This is a genomic window from bacterium (genome assembly GCA_030530825.1).
Lineage (GTDB): Bacteria > Patescibacteriota > Saccharimonadia > Saccharimonadales > Saccharimonadaceae > Nanogingivalis.
In genome coordinates this window covers 210,507-230,071 of record JAUMUF010000001.1, presented here as the reverse complement: position 1 = coordinate 230,071, position 19,565 = coordinate 210,507, and the positions used below count along the sequence as shown (strand labels likewise).

At 43.4% G+C, this 19,565-nt stretch carries 25 protein-coding genes, 1 tRNA gene, 1 pseudogene and 1 other annotated feature; of the genes and pseudogenes, 22 read left to right on the top strand and 5 right to left on the bottom strand.

Annotated features, from left to right (window positions below):
- Genes Q4A21_01245 through Q4A21_01235 form a run of 3 tightly spaced genes read left to right on the top strand, consistent with a single transcriptional unit; the run spans nt 1 to nt 1,910 of the window.
- The gene (locus tag Q4A21_01245) at nt 1-297 is read left to right on the top strand and encodes a YbaB/EbfC family nucleoid-associated protein (GenBank protein MDO4902165.1); all 297 of its coding nucleotides are present in this window, start codon (nt 1-3) and stop codon (nt 295-297) included.
- A gap of 21 nt (nt 298-318) precedes the next feature.
- A complete protein-coding gene (recR, locus tag Q4A21_01240; protein ID MDO4902164.1) occupies nt 319-936 on the top strand; it encodes a recombination mediator RecR in 618 nt (205 codons plus the stop codon).
- Nucleotides 936-1,910 carry a DHH family phosphoesterase gene (locus tag Q4A21_01235; GenBank protein MDO4902163.1) on the top strand — a complete coding sequence of 325 codons (975 nt, stop codon included), beginning with the start codon at nt 936-938 and terminating at the stop codon, nt 1,908-1,910. Before recR ends, Q4A21_01235 begins: the two co-directional genes overlap by 1 nt.
- A 65-nt stretch (nt 1,911-1,975) precedes the next feature.
- On the opposite strand, the gene Q4A21_01230 is transcribed toward Q4A21_01235, so the two are convergent.
- Nucleotides 1,976-2,060: transfer RNA gene (locus tag Q4A21_01230), tRNA-Leu, on the bottom strand.
- Between the two features lie 107 nt (nt 2,061-2,167).
- Here Q4A21_01230 and Q4A21_01225 point away from each other — a divergent pair.
- The 6 genes from Q4A21_01225 (at nt 2,168) to nusG (ending at nt 7,675) form a co-directional block, all read left to right on the top strand.
- Nucleotides 2,168-3,100: a DUF2797 domain-containing protein gene (locus Q4A21_01225; GenBank protein ID MDO4902162.1), complete on the top strand. Its 933-nt coding sequence runs from the start codon at nt 2,168-2,170 to the stop codon at nt 3,098-3,100.
- Nucleotides 3,101-3,226: 126 nt separating this feature from the next.
- Nucleotides 3,227-3,538: a hypothetical protein gene (locus Q4A21_01220; GenBank protein ID MDO4902161.1), complete on the top strand. Its 312-nt coding sequence runs from the start codon at nt 3,227-3,229 to the stop codon at nt 3,536-3,538.
- Between the two features lie 60 nt (nt 3,539-3,598).
- The gene (dnaX, locus tag Q4A21_01215; GenBank protein MDO4902160.1) at nt 3,599-5,113 is read left to right on the top strand and encodes a DNA polymerase III subunit gamma/tau; all 1,515 of its coding nucleotides are present in this window, start codon (nt 3,599-3,601) and stop codon (nt 5,111-5,113) included.
- The gene (dnaB, locus tag Q4A21_01210; GenBank protein ID MDO4902159.1) at nt 5,106-6,443 is read left to right on the top strand and encodes a replicative DNA helicase; all 1,338 of its coding nucleotides are present in this window, start codon (nt 5,106-5,108) and stop codon (nt 6,441-6,443) included. The genes dnaX and dnaB overlap by 8 nt, the downstream gene beginning before the upstream one ends.
- A 237-nt stretch (nt 6,444-6,680) precedes the next feature.
- Nucleotides 6,681-7,118, top strand: a complete 438-nt coding sequence (gene secE, locus Q4A21_01205) for a preprotein translocase subunit SecE (GenBank protein MDO4902158.1) — start codon at nt 6,681-6,683, stop codon at nt 7,116-7,118.
- Nucleotides 7,119-7,126: 8 nt separating this feature from the next.
- Nucleotides 7,127-7,675 (top strand): transcription termination/antitermination protein NusG, encoded by a 549-nt coding sequence (nusG, locus tag Q4A21_01200; GenBank protein MDO4902157.1) that lies wholly within the window; start codon nt 7,127-7,129, stop codon nt 7,673-7,675.
- Nucleotides 7,676-7,752: 77 nt separating this feature from the next.
- Here nusG and Q4A21_01195 read toward each other — a convergent pair whose 3' ends face one another.
- Entirely contained in the window at nt 7,753-7,977 is a 225-nt protein-coding gene (locus tag Q4A21_01195) for a hypothetical protein (protein MDO4902156.1), read from the bottom strand.
- Nucleotides 7,978-8,103: 126 nt separating this feature from the next.
- Between Q4A21_01195 and rplK the strand changes: the two genes are divergently transcribed.
- On the top strand, nt 8,104-8,529 hold the full coding sequence (gene rplK, locus Q4A21_01190) for a 50S ribosomal protein L11 (GenBank protein ID MDO4902155.1): 426 nt from the start codon (nt 8,104-8,106) through the stop codon (nt 8,527-8,529).
- A gap of 150 nt (nt 8,530-8,679) precedes the next feature.
- On the opposite strand, the gene Q4A21_01185 is transcribed toward rplK, so the two are convergent.
- Nucleotides 8,680-8,913: a hypothetical protein gene (locus tag Q4A21_01185; protein ID MDO4902154.1), complete on the bottom strand. Its 234-nt coding sequence runs from the start codon at nt 8,911-8,913 to the stop codon at nt 8,680-8,682.
- 102 nt (nt 8,914-9,015) lie between these two features.
- On the opposite strand from Q4A21_01185, the gene Q4A21_01180 reads away from it, so the two are divergent.
- Nucleotides 9,016-9,975, top strand: a complete 960-nt coding sequence (locus tag Q4A21_01180; GenBank protein ID MDO4902153.1) for a diacylglycerol kinase family protein — start codon at nt 9,016-9,018, stop codon at nt 9,973-9,975.
- A gap of 36 nt (nt 9,976-10,011) precedes the next feature.
- Here Q4A21_01180 and Q4A21_01175 read toward each other — a convergent pair whose 3' ends face one another.
- Entirely contained in the window at nt 10,012-10,410 is a 399-nt protein-coding gene (locus Q4A21_01175) for a hypothetical protein (GenBank protein ID MDO4902152.1), read from the bottom strand.
- A gap of 536 nt (nt 10,411-10,946) precedes the next feature.
- On the opposite strand from Q4A21_01175, the pseudogene rplA reads away from it, so the two are divergent.
- From rplA to rplL, 7 genes and pseudogenes are all read left to right on the top strand, one after another.
- Nucleotides 10,947-11,636 (top strand): annotated as a pseudogene (gene rplA, locus Q4A21_01170) (50S ribosomal protein L1).
- Nucleotides 11,637-11,874: 238 nt separating this feature from the next.
- A complete protein-coding gene (locus Q4A21_01165) occupies nt 11,875-12,207 on the top strand; it encodes a hypothetical protein (GenBank protein MDO4902151.1) in 333 nt (110 codons plus the stop codon).
- Between the two features lie 70 nt (nt 12,208-12,277).
- On the top strand, nt 12,278-12,676 hold the full coding sequence (locus Q4A21_01160) for a hypothetical protein (GenBank protein ID MDO4902150.1): 399 nt from the start codon (nt 12,278-12,280) through the stop codon (nt 12,674-12,676).
- A gap of 153 nt (nt 12,677-12,829) precedes the next feature.
- Entirely contained in the window at nt 12,830-13,060 is a 231-nt protein-coding gene (locus Q4A21_01155) for a hypothetical protein (protein ID MDO4902149.1), read from the top strand.
- 246 nt (nt 13,061-13,306) lie between these two features.
- Nucleotides 13,307-13,462 carry a hypothetical protein gene (locus tag Q4A21_01150; protein MDO4902148.1) on the top strand — a complete coding sequence of 52 codons (156 nt, stop codon included), beginning with the start codon at nt 13,307-13,309 and terminating at the stop codon, nt 13,460-13,462.
- A gap of 82 nt (nt 13,463-13,544) precedes the next feature.
- Nucleotides 13,545-13,714 (top strand) — a sequence feature (ribosomal protein L10 leader region).
- The gene (rplJ, locus tag Q4A21_01145) at nt 13,705-14,211 is read left to right on the top strand and encodes a 50S ribosomal protein L10 (GenBank protein MDO4902147.1); all 507 of its coding nucleotides are present in this window, start codon (nt 13,705-13,707) and stop codon (nt 14,209-14,211) included. Its footprint overlaps the feature before it by 10 nt.
- A gap of 45 nt (nt 14,212-14,256) precedes the next feature.
- Nucleotides 14,257-14,622 carry a 50S ribosomal protein L7/L12 gene (gene rplL, locus Q4A21_01140; protein ID MDO4902146.1) on the top strand — a complete coding sequence of 122 codons (366 nt, stop codon included), beginning with the start codon at nt 14,257-14,259 and terminating at the stop codon, nt 14,620-14,622.
- Between the two features lie 178 nt (nt 14,623-14,800).
- Here rplL and Q4A21_01135 read toward each other — a convergent pair whose 3' ends face one another.
- Nucleotides 14,801-15,058, bottom strand: a complete 258-nt coding sequence (locus Q4A21_01135; protein MDO4902145.1) for a hypothetical protein — start codon at nt 15,056-15,058, stop codon at nt 14,801-14,803.
- A gap of 292 nt (nt 15,059-15,350) precedes the next feature.
- Here Q4A21_01135 and Q4A21_01130 point away from each other — a divergent pair, with 292 nt between their 5' ends.
- From Q4A21_01130 to Q4A21_01115, 4 genes are all read left to right on the top strand, one after another.
- Complete coding sequence (locus tag Q4A21_01130; protein ID MDO4902144.1) at nt 15,351-15,869, top strand: hypothetical protein; 519 nt, start codon at nt 15,351-15,353, stop codon at nt 15,867-15,869.
- A 117-nt stretch (nt 15,870-15,986) separates the two neighbouring features.
- Entirely contained in the window at nt 15,987-17,552 is a 1,566-nt protein-coding gene (locus Q4A21_01125; GenBank protein MDO4902143.1) for a type I restriction-modification system subunit M, read from the top strand.
- Nucleotides 17,545-18,390 (top strand): BRO family protein, encoded by an 846-nt coding sequence (locus Q4A21_01120; GenBank protein ID MDO4902142.1) that lies wholly within the window; start codon nt 17,545-17,547, stop codon nt 18,388-18,390. Before Q4A21_01125 ends, Q4A21_01120 begins: the two co-directional genes overlap by 8 nt.
- A complete protein-coding gene (locus Q4A21_01115; GenBank protein MDO4902141.1) occupies nt 18,387-19,556 on the top strand; it encodes a restriction endonuclease subunit S in 1,170 nt (389 codons plus the stop codon). Before Q4A21_01120 ends, Q4A21_01115 begins: the two co-directional genes overlap by 4 nt.
- Nucleotides 19,557-19,565: the final 9 nt, after the last annotated feature.

Sequence of the window (19,565 nt, the reverse complement as noted above, 5' to 3'; positions counted from 1 at the left end):
ATGGCTGGTATTAAAGACCAAATGAAAATGGTGCGTGAACTTCAAAAAGCGCAAAAAGAACTCAAAAAAGAAATCATCGAAGTTGAAGCCGGCGAGGGCGCTGTCGTGATTCAATTTTCTGGAGAACTTAAAGTAAAAAGCGTTAAACTCAACCCAGAATTGGTCGACTTTGAAGATATCGAAGAACTCGAACACTGGATCCAAATCGCCATCCGCGATGGTCTCGAAGAAGCGCAAAAAGTCGCTGCTGAAAAAATGCAACCGCTTATGGGCGGACTCGGCAATCTCGGGCTTTAATAGAGGCGGAGACTAATACAAGTGGCGCAAATTCTTCCGCAGGCGCTTTTAGACGCCATTGAAAATCTGGGCAAATTGCCCGGCGTTGGCTCTCGCACAGCCGAGCGCTACGCTTATTATTTACTAAAAAATCCTTCCGCAATTAGCCAAAATATCGCGGAGAGTTTGCTTTTACTTCATAAAAATGTCAAAAGTTGCCCGCGCACTTTTGCGCTGATTTCTGACACGGAAGAAATTTCGCCACTCTACACCGACCCAACGCGCGACAAAAAACTCGTCGCCGTCGTAGAAGAACCTCTCGATATTATCGCCCTAGAAAAAACCAAGCAATTTAACGGAACTTACCACGTTCTCGGCGGAAGGATCAGCCCAATCGATGGCATCACGCCAGATAAACTTCACATTAAAGAACTCGCATCGCGCATCCAAGAAGATGGCGTCCGAGAGATAATTATCGCTACCAATGCCAGCGTCGAGGGCGAAAGCACGGCGCTCTATATCCAGCGATTTTTACGAGAAAAGGGCTTTGACGATCTAATAATCTCACGCCTTGCGCGCGGAATTCCTGTTGGTGTTGACCTTGAATACGCCGACCAAATCACTCTCAGCCACGCTTTGGAAGGAAGGAGAAAAATTTAATGTTCGAAAAAGCAAAAAATCTGATCGAAAATTCGCAAAAAATCACCATCATTCAGGCGGAAAATCCAGATGGCGACAGCATCGGCTCGGCGCTCGCGCTCGAAGAAATTCTCGGCGACCTCGGCAAGGAGGTTCAACTTTTTTGCCCCGTAGATATTCCCAAATATTTGCGATATTTTGAGGGCTGGGATCGAGTTTCTGACAACCTTTGGCCGAGCGATCTATACATCATCGTTGATACGGCGAGTCAAGTTTTGCTTTCTAAAATTTCTGATAGTCCGCTGAACCGCAATCTTTTCAGTAAAACACCCGTTTTGGTCATCGACCATCATACTGATGCCACGCCAGATCTGGAGTTTGAAAATTCTCTGATTCTGCTCGAAAAGCCCAGTTGCGCAGAAGTTATTTTCGAAATGGCGCAAGACTTAGACTTCCCAATAAACGAAAGGGCGGCAAATCATCTGATGGGCGCAATTTTGAGCGACACGCTCGGATTTTCAACACAGAATGTTCAGCCAAGAACATTCGAAATCGCCAGCCAACTCACCAAACTCGGTGCAAGCACATCCAAGATTGAAGACGCACGGCGAGAACTTTCAAAAAAAGCACCAGAAATCCTCGAATATAAAGGAGAACTCATCCGCAGAATCGAGTATTTTTTGGACGGCAAACTCGCGCTCGTTCATATACCGTGGGAAGAAATCAAAAAATATTCTGACAAATACAACCCCAGCGTCTTAGTTCTGGATGAAATGCGGCTCGTCGAAGGCGTCGAAGTTTGCGTCGCCATCAAAACTTATCCAGACGGTAAATTGACCGGCAAAATCCGCACCAACTCACCAATTGCGGCAGATATCGCGGGCTATTTTGGTGGAGGCGGACACGCTTATGCAGCGGGCTTCCGGGTTTATGAGCAGTATGAGTGGATTTTGAGAGATTTAGTTTCCGCAACAGATAAAATAATTAGAAAATAATTTCATCTTCATCGAATTATAATAATAAGAAAAGAGCAACTATCATTCAGTTGCTCTTTTCATTTTGGTACACGAGAAAGGACTTGAACCTTCACGCCAATTGGCACTAGTTCCTAAGACTAGCGTGTCTACCAATTCCACCACTCGTGCTTAACTTCTTCATTTTATCGTATTTTGAGCGGTAAGTCGAGCATTTTTTTAAAAATATCCATATCAGTAAATTTGACCAATAAATAGACTTATGCTAAAATCATAAAATGAACACTGAAATCTTTGACAAAACTCTCCTTTTAACCCGCGTTGACTTCGACAAAAATCAAAATCCTCGACTTAAACTTGGTGAAGCAGAAACGGGTAAAATCCACAACTTTACACCACAATTTGGCACGGATTTAACGCTAAAAATCGACACTTCTGAGCGGTTTTGTATCGGCTGGCACGATTTAAACACTGGCGAGGACTTCCTCTGTCCAGAAAATTCTACTGTTGACAAAAAATATGAACAATGTTCTAAATGCAAAAAACGGACAGGATTTGATCCAGCATTCTACAACGCATCGCAAGGCGAGATTTCCGCTCAACAAGAGACAAGAAACGCCCAGCCACACTTGGTGTATCTGGCATATTTTTCAGATGAAGTTATCAAAGTTGGTATAAGTTTTGCTGGGCGCGGGATAGCGAGATTATTGGAGCAGGGCGCACGAGCGGCATTGATTTTGGGCGAATTTCCGACTGCCAATATTGCTAGAAATTACGAAGAAAAAATCTCTCGAATGCCAGATTTTGTTGAAAATGTCAAGGCTAATATGAAGTTAAAACTTCTCGAAAAGCCTTTTAACTTCGATCAAGCCTCAAAAAACTTGCTCGAAGCACGAGACAAAATAGAATCCGCCTTAAACACCAACTTCGACCAAAATATTCCACAAGACCTCAGTCAATTTTACGCGCCCAATGGCCAAATTCCGAGCGGCGAAATCATCCCGATAAGCGATTGTGCGCAAAATTCTCCAGATGAAATTATATTTTCTGGGCGTATGCTCGCGCAAGTTGGCTACATTTGGCTGGCAGAAAATCAAGGTGAGATTGTCGCCATACCGCTAAGAAAATTCACCGGCTACAAGGTTGAAATTTCTCCCCAAATCCAGCCAATTTGCTTACCTGAGCGCCAAGCGTCGCTGTTCGACTTTTAATCTCCAATAGTTAAACATTGATTTTTATCGTAAAATATGGTAGAATATGTTTTATTAAATTATAAGGGGTAGAACATTACGGCTAACCAACAATACACTAAGATCAACGCTAGCAACTTCCAGTCTTTGGCAGCAGAATACGGCACTGGCGTCTTACGCAAAGTCATTGATGACTGCGAGTATTACATCTCAACGCCACAATCACACTGGTATGGTCTGGAAATTCAATATAGGCCAAAAGAAAATAGCGTCGAAGTCTACGCCAACCATCCAGAGACGGACGAATTTTTGTTCAGGAGAGAGAAATTGATCTCCATAAAAGCTCACGATGACGTCATTGAGGGAATGGTATCCAAAACCGCTTCTGTATCCAAAACAGAGATTGACGATATTTACGACAAGATTGTCAATATGTTTCGGATAGAAGCATTCTCATAGCCCTAAGCCCTTTCGAGGGGCTTTTTTCTTTTGTTGAAATTTGTTATAATTATATCAATTATGAGCAAAGCGTTTTATAGAAAGTATCGCAGCAAATCTCTTGCGGAGGTTGTAGGGCAAGATCATATCACCGAGGTGCTTGAGCGCGCCATTAATCAGGGCAAAATCGCCCACGCATATCTCTTCACGGGTCCACGAGGTGTGGGCAAAACTTCAATCGCAAGGATTTTGGCGCACGAGATCAACGCTCTGCCTTATGAAGAAGAAACCAACCATCCCGACATCATCGAGATTGACGCCGCTTCCAATAATAGTGTCGAGGACATAAGAGAACTGCGTGAGCGGATTGAGGTTGCGCCGTTTTCTGCCCAATATCGCGTCTATATCATCGACGAAGTCCATATGCTTTCCAAATCCGCCTTTAATGCACTCCTTAAAACTCTCGAGGAGCCGCCCAAGCACGCCGTGTTTATTCTTGCCACGACTGACGCTCACAAGTTGCCCGCAACTATTATCTCGCGCACACAGCAATTTGTTTTTCATCTGATAGAAGAAGATAAAATCATTGAGCATCTGCGTTTTATTTCAAACCAAGAAGGTATTAAAATCTCCGACCAAGCGCTTCAATTGATTGCCGAGAAGGGTGGTGGGAGTTTTCGTGATAGCATTAGTCTACTGGATCAAATATCAAGCATTAGCAATGAAGAGATTTCTGCGGAAAAAATTGAGCAGATCTTGGGTTTGGCGCCCAAGAAAACAATCTCCGACTTGATTGAATTTTACGAAGCTCAAAATATTGGCGAGATCCTGCGAGTAGTGGAGAATCTGCGGATGAGCGGGGCGGATTTGCGCGGATTTGTGGAGCAATTTTTGAGTGAAACCAAAAGGCTTCTTTCGGCCAAGCCTCATCTTATTCGACTGATCTCGCCTTTGATGAAAATTAAAAATTCGCCGTTTTTAGAAACAGAACTGTTGACGATCTTGATTGATCTGCCAGAAAACTTCGTTATAGCGCCAGCAATTATTTCTGCGCCTCAGCAAAATAACTTCAACACGCATTCAACGCCGAATGAAAGGGCATTGAACGAAATTTCAAAGGGCATTGAAAACAAAACAGATACAGCAGAAAACAAAATCCCACCCGTGTCAATGCCTGACCAGACGCCAGAAACGGCGCCCCTCCCCCAAGCAAAAAAGGCTGACGACCCCGATAAACAGCCCGAGGCGGAACCTTCAACAAAGCCAAACGCCAGCAAGCAATCGGATGGAAGCCTTGACTGGACAGCGTTCATCCGCAAGGTCAAAGAAAAGGGCGCGGGCGCGGGCGCAATCCTAAGCAGAAGCGAGCATAAAATTGAGGGCGGTATTTTGAAAATTTACACTGGCGCCAAAATTAAAAAAGCCCAACTCGAAAAGGCACAAAATCGGTCTCTTATGAGCGAAGCCTTAGCGGAAATTGGCGCGGAGCATTGGCAGATGGAAATCTTCGCCGAGAATAAACCATTCGACGATCCAACTTTGGCGGCCGTATCAGCAATAATGGGTGGAGGAGTAGAGGTAAATCCAAATGAATAACGACAACAAAAGCGGTAAAATCCCGCCACAAAATATCGACGCCGAGATGTCGCTTCTTGGCGCAATCTTGATTGACGAAGAAGTCTTGATTGATGTTGCCGAGATTGTAAAGCCGATTGACTTTTATGACAAGCGACACGCCAGCATTTACGCGGGGATTATTAGATTGTTCGAGAAGCATTCACCAGTGGATCTGCTTACCCTCACGGACGAACTCAAGAAAAAGGGCGATCTGGACGCGGTTGGCGGCTCAACTTACCTTTCAGAACTCACCAACTATGTACCTACAGCAGCACACGCCAAATCTTACGCTGAAATTGTCTCGCAGGCGGCAGTGAGGCGACGACTGATTAAAGCCAGCGCTGACATCTCTACTTTGGCATTCAATGAAGAATTAACCGTTCCGCAACTCTTGGGTCAAAGTGAAGCGGAGTTGTTTAGCGTGTCTGATTCGAGCCTGTCCAATGATTTGACTTCACTGGAAGAAATTCTCGACAACTCCTTCGAAAGGCTCGATGAACTCTTTCGAAATAAAGGCAAACTCCGTGGAATCCGCACGGGCTACCGCGATCTCGACAATATGACGGCTGGACTTCAACGCTCCAACCTGATTATTCTCGCTGCTCGCCCAGCGATGGGTAAGACAACACTCGTGACCAATCTCGCTTACAATATTGCCACGATCGAGAAGAAGCCGGTGTTATTTTTCTCCTTAGAGATGAGTAAAGAGCAGTTGGTTGACCGTATGCTTGCCGATGCGGCTGGCGTTGACTCCTGGAATATCCAGACCGGAAATTTGAGCGAAGAAGACTTCGCCAAACTTTCTGACGCAATGGGTGAAATGGCAGAAGCACCAATTTATATCGACGACACGCCAGGAATCACCGCGCTTGAACTTCGTACCAAAGCACGACGCCTTGCCCACGAGGGAGAACTCGGTCTCATCGTAATCGACTACCTTCAACTTCTTGAGCCAACCACCAAAACAGGCAACCGCGTTCAAGAAGTCTCCGAAATTTCACGCTCACTCAAACTCATCGCGCGAGAACTCAATGTGCCAGTTATCGCGCTCTCGCAGTTGTCTCGTCAGGTTGAAAACCGTGACGACAAGCGACCGCAACTTGCCGACCTTCGTGAGTCTGGATCTATTGAGCAGGACGCTGACATCGTGATGTTTATCTTCCGCGAGGCGTATTACAACCCTGAAACCGAGCGGCAAAATATTACCGATCTAATCCTTGCCAAACACCGCCAAGGCGCCACAGGCACAGTTGAACTATACTTCCACCCAGAGCGTTTGCGCTTTATGTCGCTGGATAAGAAGCATTAAGTCTGTTAGGTTTTCAATTAGCGAAGGCTCCGCAAAGATAACGATACTTGCGGCGAGAAAAGATTTCACCCATAACGATGGGATGAAATGCTTTTCGTACTTCGAGAATTGAAATTCTAATAGGCTTTGTTAAAACTGTAAACTTTTCTACACAGTTATTGATTTACTTTCAGAAATCTGCTATACTTGACATAGAGCCACAAGGCTTTTTAATTTTGGAATAATTTAAGGAGAAAAATGGCAAAAGAGACCAAAGTCAGGCGAGTCAAAGCCAAAGACGACGCCGCTAAAACTTCGAGTTCAGCCCCTCAAAAAACAGAAACTTCGAAGCCAAAAATCAGCAAATATCGCGCCAAAGTTGAAGGCGTAGAACTTTCTAAAAAGAAAAAGAGCGGCAAAAAATTGCCAAAATGGCTTGCTGTGATACTCGCGCCATTTATCTTTGTTCTAAGAATCGTCGGCAAAGTTTTAGGCTTTATACTTCGTCCGCTCGCGCCACTGGGGCGATACTTCCGCGATTCTTGGCGCGAACTCAAACTCGTCCGCTGGCCAACCCGCCGCGAAACCTGGAAAATGACCGGCTCAGTGATCGCATTTTCTGTGATTTTTGCTGGAGTTATTTTGGCGCTGGATGGAATTTTTAGCTGGATTTTTAAGACAATTTTAGGAAATTAAGGAGAAATATGGCAAAACAACAACGATACGCAGACGATTCTCGCCAGTGGTACGCAGTAACTACTTACGCGGGATACGAGGATAAAGTGGCGGAGAGCCTTCGCCAAAAAATCGAGAGCGTGGATATGGCGAATAAAATCTTCGGTACGCTCGTCCCTAAAGAAAAGCAAATTGAAGTCAAAAACGGCAAGCGCAAAGTTGTCGAGCGCAAAATCCTTCAATCTTATGTCTTGGTTGAAATGAGATTAACAGACGAGACTTGGTTCGCCGTTCGAAATACGCCGGGCGTAACCGGATTTGTCGGCTCAGATCAGCCAACACCAGTTAGCGAAAAAGAAATGCGCGAAATCAAAAAACGAATGGGCGCAGAAGAGCCAAAATACGACATTTCCTTCTCCGAAGGTGAAATCATCAGCATTATCGATGGACCATTCAAAGGTTTCGAAGGCGCCGTCAGTGAAATCGACGCCATCAAAGGCAAACTTAAAGTTATGGTGTCAATGTTCGGCCGTGAAACACCAGTCGAACTCGACGCGCTTCAGGTTAAGAAAATTTAATTTCGAACAAAAAATCACTCTTTCAGAAGGGTGATTTTATTTTTCAAAAAAACGCCCGAATTTCGAGCGTAAAAATTTCATCGAATTTGCCCAAGCGCATACTTATTGACAGCAAGCGCTTTTTGTGTCATAAATTCGAGATTAAGAATATTTTGATGAATTAGCTGGAGCGCCTGCGTCCGAGAATACTCCTGAAACGCCTTGGTCGAAAGAATCATACCATCATCAACACAAATCGCTACTTGATAAATATAGACCCTGCCATACTTCATCAAAATATCAAGAACTTCACGATTCTTCATTGTTCCACCTCTTTCTTCGTGATATAAGTATTTTACATAAAATCTTGCTTTTTCATAAACTTTGTGCTAAAATTAAATCGTTACGCACTTGAATTATCAAGTAAATTTATTGTAAAAGGGAAGAAAATGGCAAAAAAAGTTATTGGAAATTTGAAACTTCGAGTTCCAGCGGGTCGTGCTACAGCAGGTCCTCCAGTTGGCTCAACTCTTGGTCAATGGGGCCTCAATATGATGGACTTCATCAACCCATTCAACGACGCAACTAAAGATATGATGGGCAAGGACGTTATCGTTCACCTACAAGTTTTTGAAGATCGAACTTTCGCTTGGAAGTCACTTGGTCAGCCAGTTGACGATATGATCCGTGAACGCGCAGGCATCCAAAAGGGCGCAGGTAACTCCAAGACTGACAAAGTTGGTAAAATTACCAAAGCGCAACTTCAAGAAATTGCAGAAGCCAAGATGGAACACCTCAACGCCGTCTCAATCGAGGGCGCAATGAAGACTATCGCAGGTTCTGCTCGCTCAATGGGCGTTGAAATCGTAGAATAATTTCAAACAAAATCGCTTTTCGAATTTCGAAGGGCGGTTTTTGTTTTTATAGTATTCGCCAAAAGCAAATTTTCGAAAAGTCCTCGCCAAGCCTGCGGAAAATTCGAAACCTTGCTTCTAGCAAAAAAAATAAACCCGCCAATCGGCGAGTTATAAATCTTGAGGCTTTTTAGTGGAGAATTCACAGCGTTCGCTAGTTTCTTCTTCAACATAGTCGAAAAAATCCAAAATCCCATTCTTTTTATTTGGGATTTGAGTCTTTTCAATTGCCTTCAATTTTTTATTAGTTAGCCATTTTCCAGATAAAAACAGCAGAAAAGCAACAAAAATCAAGATAAAAAAGCCAAAGTAAATCGCTGGCTCCCAGTTTTCGATTTTGTTCATAGCAAGGTCCTCTTTTCGATTTTGATTAAATAATTTTAACATATTTCGTGGATAAAATCAAGTAAATTTGACCAAATCCCCAAAATCTGATATAATCACTCTATGAATTCGCGAATTTTCTTGGTTATCAATCCCCGTTCCAGTGGTTTTGATCTGGTGGAAAACAAAATCCTCAAGCCGCTTTACGCTTCGAGCCTAAAAGATCGCGAGATTTTCACTTTTGAGATTCAGCCAACTTCACCGCTTGAAAACGCTAAGGAAATCGCCAAAACTCTGCGCGACGGCGACACAATTTTGGTTGCCGGCGGTGATGGAACGGCGCATATCGCAACCAACGGCGCAACGCTTTCTGGCAAAAATCACATTAAAATTAAATATACCGGCTTTGGCAATTTCAACGATTATGCACATAGTTTTTCTAAAAATTCCGGCAAAGCGATGGTTGAAGCGGTCAAAACCGGCAAAGTCAAAGCCACAATCCGCCCGCTCGAAATCCGCGTCAACGGCAAGTTTTTAACCCACGCACCACTTTACGCAACCGTCGGCATAACGGCAGAAATGGCAGAGATTTTCGAGGGCAAGCGCCTGCGCAAAACGCTCAAAAAGGTCAAGGGGCGCAATTCGCGGCTTGCGCTTTCACTTCTTGCCGCTACCAGATTTTATTTCAACAATCGCCACAAACATATCTTGAAGATTAGCAAAATTGAAGTTAAAGAAGAGAATGAAGATACTTCGAAAAACTTCACAGTTCCGCCCAAAACAACCGATTTGGTTTTTTTGAACGGGCCTCGAATGGCGCGAATCATGCGCTCACGCATCAATCTTGCGGACGCTGAGAACTTTGGCTTCACGGCGATGAATGCGGGCGACTTTCGAAGCAATTTGCCGTTTCTTGTGCGAGGATTTTTGGGCAAAATTCCGCTCAAAAGGGTAAAATCTGCCAAAATCTCTTTCGAAAAGCCCACAAAACTCACAATCCAAATCGAGGGCGAGGCGCAAGTTCTTCAAAATGTAGAAACGCTCGAAGTTTCAATTTCGAACCAAAAAATCGAAGTTTTATAGCAAAAGAAAAAGTCGGAAATTTATCCGACTTTATTTTTAGGGTTTTTCTGTGCTGGAAGTCGACGCTTCTTCTTTCGAAGAGGACTTTTCGTCTTCTTTTTCGAAAACATCGGTAGCGAGTTCAAGATCGACCGCATTTTCACCGGAGAGCGTTACAATCACGTAAACCTGATCATTGTCAATAACCTTAATAGCGTTTTTGACATAATTAGCACCCACGATATCGGCGATATACTTATTCGCCTGACTTTCGCTATCCATAGGAATAACTACATCTTGAGCCGGCAAATGATCATAAAGGGCAAGAACAGCATTAACCTCACCATTCATCATAAGCCCCGTATCATAATTACCCGATTTCTTACCGCAAGCAACGAGACCAATCATACAAAAACCCAAAAGGGCGACCTTTATCAATTGATTTTTCTTTTTCATAGAAAAACCTCTCTTTCTAAAAATATATTCTTATTATATCATACTTCGTGATATTTTCAATAGTTCAAATAACCTTGTTTTTATTCGATAATATTTTATAAAAAGCGAACACGCAATATTTTTGACTTTTCAATTTTTTTATGCTAAAATATCAGGGTATATTAATCAATGTTGGGAGGTCGCAAGACCGCTATCACCACAGAAAGGAATTTATGGCAAAAAAGAAAGCCGACCTTATTGAAGAAGCACGAGCATTAGGACTCGAAGTTTCTGAAAAAATGACCATCGCTCAAATTAACGAAGCGATCGAAAACGCTGACGCTCTAAAAGTTGAAGCAGAAGTTGAAACTGCGGAAGTCGCAGAAGAAGTTGCGGAAGAAAAATTCGCAAAATCTGGTAAACGCAGCAAAAAACACGCTGAAGAAGTGGCAGAAAAACTTGAAAAAGAAGCAAGAAAAGCCGCTGGCGATACTTCTGCTCAGGGCGAAAACGAAGCCGTTGTCGCAAAAGGTCCAAAACCTGTAACTCGACCACGCCTCGAACGCCGCGGTAAAAAATACCAAGCAGCCTTCGCTAAAGTTGAAAAAGACAAAGTTTACGCTTTGAACGACGCTCTCGCGCTCGCAACTGAGACAAATCCAAGCAAATTCGACGCTTCTGTTGAAATCCACGTTAAACTTGGCGTTGACCCACGACAAGCAGACCAAAACATCCGCACCACCGTGGTTCTTCCAAACGGAACTGGTAAAGATGTTAAAGTTGCCGTCTTTGCTCCAGAATCTGAGCATTCAGCAGCCAAAACCGCTGGCGCCAACATCATCGGTGATGAAGAATTCTTGAAGCAACTCGACAAAGGCACAATCGACTTCGACGTGCTTATTGCCACACCTGCTTACATGCCAAAACTTGGTAAATACGCTCGCCTTCTTGGGCCACGAGGCTTGATGCCAAATCCAAAGGCTGGTACCGTTGCCGCAGATGTTGCTAAGGCTGTATCTGAAGCCAAGGCTGGTAAAGTTGAATACCGCGTTGACAAGCAAGGAATTGTTCACCTTTCTGTCGGAAAAGTTTCCTTCGGCGGTGAAAAATTGGCTGAAAACGCCAAGGCGTTCTTCGATAGCCTTGCTGCGCAAAAGCCATCTTCGCTCAAAGGCGCTTACGTGAAATCTGTTGCTGTAGCAACTTCACAAGGTCCAAGCATCAAGGTCGAAAACCCAATCGCTTAATTTCGAAAATCTTCGAACTCAAAATCTCCGCTCTCGCGTAAAGCAGGGCGGGATTTTATTTCTGGCGAAAGTTTTATAATTTTGAATTTTCTGCAGAGTTCACGCAAGGACTTTTCGAAATTCGAAAAGTCCTTGAAGTCCTCTTGACAAATTATAACATTTCTGCTAAAATATAAAACATTGGCTCATCAAATCTGGCAAATTCCAGACTTGAAAATTTACAGCCACGGAGGAAAATATGCCTTTTAATAACTTTACAGCTCGTCCACTCGACTCTTTCGAAAAAGCCTTACAAAGTAAACTCGCCACAATCATCGGCGGAAACTCTACGGCGACGCTCAGAGTGATTGACGCGGATGGCTTCGGGTCAATCTCGAAACAGACTATCGATGAGATCGCCAGAAACGCTCAGATGCTGAGTCGCGACAGAAAATACTCAAAGAAAAATCTCGGAACTTCCGTAATCCACACTTTCTATCTGGGGCAAAATTTCTGGACGATTGACGAATGCTCAAAAACGGGAGTTGTCTTCATCCAGAAAGAATTGGTAAAAGCTCAAAAGGCATCGTAAATTTCTACACTCGCTTCAATAGCGGGTGTTTTTATTTGCTTTTATTTTGAAAATATGGTAAAATCAAGTTATGAGTAAAGAGAGATTTTTTAGGTTTATAGCAATTATTTTGGTGATTTTCACCTTTATTTTCATTGGATGGGCACTTTGGACACACTTTTTTGGCAACAATACTAAACCACAAAACAACCAAAGCACAAGCGATATAAAAATTGAAGATGAGGACAAATCTTCACAAAAATCAGAAAATCCTTCAAGCCAAAATTCTAGCAAAAAATCAGAAGAAGCCAAGAGCGAGTCGACAAATAACTCAACCGACACCAAAAACGGCGAGAAAAGCCAAACAGAGAGCGGAGTAAATTCCGCCAACTCAAGCACAACAAACCAATCGCAATCCACGGGCAACACCAACCAAACCACGCCCGTTCCAGCGGAGCTTCCTAAAACCGGCGTTGATTTCGAATTTTAACCATAGAAAATCGAGAACCGCTTCAATTCGAAGCGGTTTTCTTGACTCTTGACGCATATTATGCTAAAATATAAAAAGCATTCAAGATGTCGAACCTTCCCAAAAAGGCTAAATATCTTGTCTTAAATTCTACTTTTATAAGGAGGTGCCCAGATGGCACTTTTGACAATTTCGCAATTCGAAGAAAGATTCAACGATCTTCTCAACAGTCACCCAGAGCTCAACGAGAAGCAGGTGAAACTTTTGAGGGCTTACCTCGAAGGCTCAAACCACTTCGAAAGAATAATAACTTCAGCGAATAGCTTCAGGGTCAATAAAGTACCCAGATGGCTATTTAACGGGGGAGAGTCCTGCGCATTCAAAGATGTAGCCGAGCCTCGCTGACTGGCCATCGAGTTTTTTGGCGAAGAGATTCAGTTCGAGACAATAAAGAATGATCCTCGCAGAAAAACTTGGGACACGGAGGAAGAAATCATCCAAACGCTGGCCGAGTGGATAATTAAAAGATTTGAACTGACGGGTGAAGAGACGTTCCCAACATCAAGCCATCTTAAAATCAACGACAACCTGCCGAGCCCTGAGAGGATCCGCAAAGCTACAGGTTGCGGACTGATAGAGATTTTTGATAGAATGTATAAGGATAGGTTGATCCCGTTCAAATACATCGACAAGAGAAACCCGATCTCGATCACTCCACGCCGAGAGGACTTTCGAATTACCGGCAACGAAAGTTTCTGGAAGGAAAAGGAGAAGCGGGACGGGAGAGTATATCGCACCGCCCGATAAAAGAAGGTAAGCCTTTGCCAGACCCGCCAATCGTGCGGGTTTTCTTTTATATCAAAATCCTTGCTTTTAGCGGTGTTTTATGATAAAATAGAAGCAGTTGCCAAAGACAGTAGCGATTTCGAAAGAAATTTAATCATGCTACCGAGGAAATACATCTTGTTTTGGCGGCGTTTTGCGGGAGGATTTTCGCAAAAAAGAAACTTAAAAATTAGGTCAAAATATTAACCAAAAAAGGAGTTTTTATGGCATTATCACGCGATAAAAAGAACCAATTGGTTGCTGAATTAAGCGACGCTTTGAAAAACGCCAAGATGACCGCTTTTGCCGAATATCAAGGCTTGACGGTTAAAGATCTTCAAGAACTTCGAAAAGAGGCTCGCGAGGCTGGCGTTCAAATCAAGGTTGTTAAAAACCGCCTTGTCCGAGTTGCGATGAGCGGAATCGACTCTTTGAAAGACGCTGACACTTCTGCTCTTAAAGGTCAGTTGGTCTATGCGATTTCAACAGAGGACGAGATCGCCGCAGCGCAAGTTCTTGGTAAATTTGCCAAGAATCATCCAGAATTAAAACTCGTTGGCGCCTTCGCAGATGGCGCTGCAATGGACACTGAGACTGTTCTAACTCTCTCAGAACTCCCAGGAAAAGACCAACTCATCGGTCAAATCGTGGACACATTGCTTTCCCCGGTCAATGCAATTGCTGGCGGACTTACCAACGAGGATTTGGAATTTCGAAAAGCAACCAATTAATTTATAATTTTTAATACTAACCAATAATTTTTGAAGGAGTCAAATATGGCTGACATTAAAAAATTGGCTGAAGAATTGGTAAAATTGACCATTTTGGAAGCAAATGAACTCAAAAAACATCTTAAAGATGAATACGGAATCGAGCCTGCTGCCGTAGCCGTTGCTGCTGCTGGTCCTGCTGCCGATGCCGCTGATGAAAAATCAGAATTCACAGTTACCCTTAAAGACGCAGGTGCGCAAAAAGTTGCTGTCATCAAAGCTGTTAAAGAAATCACTGGCCTTGGTCTTGGTGAAGCAAAAGCTATCGTTGACGGCGCTCCAGCACCAGTCAAAGAAAAAGTTTCTAAAGACGAAGCTGAAGAAGCTAAAAAGAAACTTGAAGAAGCCGGCGCTACTGTCGAACTTGCTTAATTTTAAACAATATAAATTTAATTTTGACCTAATTTTAAGTAAAAAATCGCCTTTTCGAAAGAAAGGGCGATTTTATTTTGCGCGAAAATTTCGAAAGAAAAAAGAAAGGGCGATTTTATTTTGCGCGAAAATTTCGAAAGAAAAAAGAAAAGCCGAGAAAATCTCGACTTGTTGAATATTAACCATTAAGACGATTAATAAGGACAAGAGCAACAATCCTGAGAAATAACCAAACCAACACTTTTAGAGCCAAATAGGAGAATCTATCATCTGCATCCCTGATATCTTCTATTTTGTCATCATTCATCATAATTTCAAACAGAAACGATATAACAAACAGTAATCCAGATTCCCTCAAAGATAAATATTTGATCATAAATCCTGCCATCACTACAGAATCAAATATCATATGAAGCCAAAAATTGATTTTTTTCATCTCTTGTATAGTTCTCTTCAAAGTACTCACCTCCAAAAATTTTTAGTCCTTTCGAACTATTTAGAATTATAGCACATTTCGACCAAAAAGTCAATAGAGCGCCTTTTCGAGAACTTTAAACATAAGCATTTTTGTAAAAATTACAACATTTCAACCTCGAACAGATTGAAACTTGTGGAAAACTATTTTCGAACAAGATTTTGTGGGAATTTTATTGACTTTTCGATCAAAATTTGCTAAAATCAAGAGGATTATTAAAAATAGCAAACAGACAAAAGAAATGCGAGGAAAAATGTCTGAATTATCAGAAAAACAAATCAAGCGCCTCAAGAGCCTGATTCAGGAAGCGGAGACAAATCTTGCGGCAGCTAAAGAATTGCTCATCAGTATCAGCGGAGAAAACGATACTGTTGTAGCGCCGACAACTTCGATCATCGAAACGCCACAAGGCAAAATCATCGAAGGTGTTTTCGACGGTCAAACAATGATTGGCCCAGATGGCAAGAATTACCCAGTTCCAGCCAATTACGCTTCAAAATCAAAGCTTGTGGAGGGCGATATTTTGAAGTTGACAATCAACGATGACGGCGGATTTATCTACAAGCAGATCGGCCCAGTCCCACGTCGCCAAATCATTGGTCAACTTATTAACCACGATGGCTCATACTTTGTGGAAGCAGGCGGCAACGAGTATAAAATCCTACTCGCCAGCGTGACCTACTTCCGGCTCAAAGTCGGCGACCAAGTGACAATCATCATCCCAGAAGACAACAGCGACACCACTTGGGCGGCTGTTGAAGCTTCACTATAAAAACTTTGAGAGGTTTATATTAGTCAAAAATCGTGCGAAACTATTGCGAGGTCGCACGATTTTTGATTTTGGTCGCAAAATCTGCTATAATAAAGCCATAATTTAACAAGGAGAACGATGAATAATAAAGAGATTGAGCGCGCGGAATTACACCGCACAATTTGGCGAATCGCCGAGGACTTGCGCGGCAGCGTCGACGGTTGGGATTTTAAAAATTATATTTTAGGTTTTCTTTTTTACCGATTTATTTCGGAAAATATCACCAGCTACATCAATAAACTTCAGCACGAGGCAGGAGCGACGGACTTCGATTATCGATTTTTTGATGACGAAAAATCACTCACGCAAAAAGACTTTGTTGTAAAAGCAAAAGGCTTCTTTATCAAGCCAAGCGATCTTTTCGATAATGTCCGCGAGCGAGCCAAGCATGACGAAGACCTAAACATCACAATCGCCAATGTCTTCAAAAATATCGAAAATTCCGCCAACGGGACAGAGTTTGAGGATGACATTAAAGGGCTTTTCGACGATGTTGATACAAATTCGAACAAGCTCGGCGCGACGGTCGAAAAACGCAACCAAACGCTCCAAAAAATCATGAACGCCATCGGAGAGATGAAGCTCGGAAACTACCAAGACAACACAATAGACGTCTTTGGTGATGCGTATGAATTTTTGATGGGTATGTATGCCGCCAACGCAGGAAAATCTGGTGGAGAATATTACACTCCGCAAGAAATCTCCGAGTTGCTCGCTCTCCTTGCCGCCGACGGCAAAAAATCCGTCAACAAGGTTTATGACCCAGCAGCAGGCTCAGGCTCGCTTCTCCTTAAGTTTGCTAAAATCTTAGGCAAAGAAAATGTTAAGAACGGATTTTTCGGGCAAGAAATCAACATCACAACATATAACTTGGCGCGCATCAATATGTTTCTGCACGACATCAATCCGAGCGACTTTGACATCGCACTCGGCGATACTTTGATCGAGCCAAAACATTGGGGCGATGAGCCTTTCGAGGCGATCGTTTCCAATCCGCCGTATTCAATCAAATGGGACGGTAAAAATAACCCACTCCTCATTAACGACCCACGATTTGCGCCGGCGGGCGTCTTGGCGCCAACGTCCAAGGCGGATCTCGCGTTCACGATGCATATTTTGAGCTGGCTCGCAACCAACGGAACGGCGGCAATTGTCGAGTTTCCAGGCGTGCTTTACCGTGGCGGAGCGGAGCAAAAGATCCGCCAATATTTGATCGAGAACAACTACATCGACTCGATCATTCAACTTCCGAGCAACCTGTTCTTTGGCACAAGCATCGCCACCTGTATTATCACTCTCAAAAAGAACAAGTCCGACGATAAAACTCTCTTTGTCGACGCTTCAAATGAGTTCGTATCCGTGACCAACTCCAACAAGCTCACTCAGGCAAATATCGAAAAAATCTACCAAACCGTTCTGAATCGCACCGAGACCACCCATTTCTCGCGCCTCGTCGATAGCCAAGAAATTGCCGAGAATGACTTTAATTTGAGCGTTTCCAACTATGTAGAACAAGAGGATAAAACCGAAAAAATCGACATCACCCAACTCAACGCCGAGATCTCACAAATTGTCGCCAACCAAAGCCAACTCCGCTCAGAGATCGACGCGATCGTGGCAGAAATTGAGGCGCGCAATGAATAGCGATATTCAAGTTTTTGAAGAAAAAAACGTTCGACGCATTTGGGATGAACAGCAAGAAGAGTGGTTTTTTTCTATTGTTGACGTCGTAGCGGTCCTATCCGAAAGCACTAATCCTACGGACTATCTTCGAAAACTGCGAAAACGCGACGCAGAACTTGCAACCTACCTTGGGACAAATTGTCCCCAGAAACCAATGCGCAACATTAACGGAATTAAGCGTAATGTTCTCGCCGGTACAACCCGCGACATTCTCCGTCTAATCCAATCAATTCCATCCAAAAAAGCTGAACCTTTTAAGATTTGGCTTGCAGAAGTCGGTAGTACCTTCCTCAATGAAACCCAAGACCCAGAACTTGCAATTCAGCGAGCAATGGAAAACTACCAAAACCTCGGCTACAGCGAGGAATGGATCAATACCCGTCTACAATCAATCCAATTCAGAAAAGAATACACCGACGAGCTTAAACGTACAGGCGTCACCAAAAACGGTCAATTTGCCGCGCTTACAAATGAACTACTCAAAGGCTGGAGCGGAAAAACAGCCAAAGAATATAGAGCATTTAAAGGCCTAAAAAAGCAAAGCCTACGCGACAATATGACAAGCCTCGAACTCGCCCTTAACACCCTCGCAGAAACCTCCGCCACCGAGATCTCCCGCCGACAAAATCCACACGGATATCAAGCGCAAAAGAAGATCGCTCAAAGCGGCGGAGAAATCGCACGGCAGGCTCGCGAAAATATCGAAGATCAAACAGGCACAAGCGTAATAAGCCCGCTCAACGCCAACCAAATCGCTGGCAGAAAATCCAAAAGCTTAAAGAAAGGAGGCGCGCAATGACTAAACTCGAAAATCTAATCGCCCAGCTTTGTCCGGAGGGGGTGGAGTTTAAAAGTGTTGGCGAATTATGTGAAAGAGTATTCGCGGGCGGAACGCCGTCCACTTCGAGAAAAGATTTCTACGATGGAGAAATTCCTTGGCTTCGTTCTGGTGAAGTAAATTTTAATAAAATATCTTCAACGGAAAGAAAAATAACAGAAGCAGGACTTCAAGGTTCGTCCGCAAAAATGATAAGACCAAAAAGCGTCCTGCTCGCAATGACTGGCGCAACCGTCGCTCGCTCCGCAGTTAATATGATCGAGCTATCAGCGAATCAATCGGTCTGCGCGATGGAAACAAACGAGGGTATAATAAATTACAAGTTTTTGTATTACTACCTGTCACATAATTACGTTCGAATCAAAAACATGGGTCAAGGAGCTTTAACCAGCCTGAACGTATCGACAATTAAATCACTCCAAATCCCCGTCCCACCACTTGAAGTACAAGAGGAGATTGTTCGAATTCTCGATAAATTCACATCTCTGGAAGCGGAGCTGGAAGCGGAGCTGGAAGCTCGCAAAAAGCAGTACGAGCACTATCGCAACCAGCTCCTAACCTTTAACACCAGTCCGCAGGGGGTACGGTGGACGACGCTGGGGGAGATTCTTAAATACCAGCAGCCCACAAAATACATCGTGAAATCAAAGGAGTTCAACAATTCTTTTACAACCCCAGTATTAACAGCAGGAAAAACATTCATCCTAGGGAAGACTAACGAAATTAGCGGAATTTTTCCAGCAAGCAAAGAAAATCCCGTAATAATCTTTGACGATTTCACAACGTCAAACCATTGGGTAGACTTCCTGTTTAAGATAAAATCTTCAGCAATGAAAATATTACAACCAAATACGGATGACTTATCGTTTCGGTTCGTGTACTACATGATGCAGACAGTGAAGTTTGACGTGGGCGCAGAACATTCTCGACAGTGGATTTCGAAATATTCGAAAATCAAAATCCCCCTCCCACCCCTCGAAAAACAACGTGAGATTGTGGAGATTTTGGATAAATTCGAGGCGCTGACTTCAAGCATTTCGACAGGACTCCCAGCCGAGATTACCGCGCGCCGCAAGCAATACGAGTATTATCGCGCTAAGCTCCTCGACTTCAAGCCACGCGCGTGATAAAATATT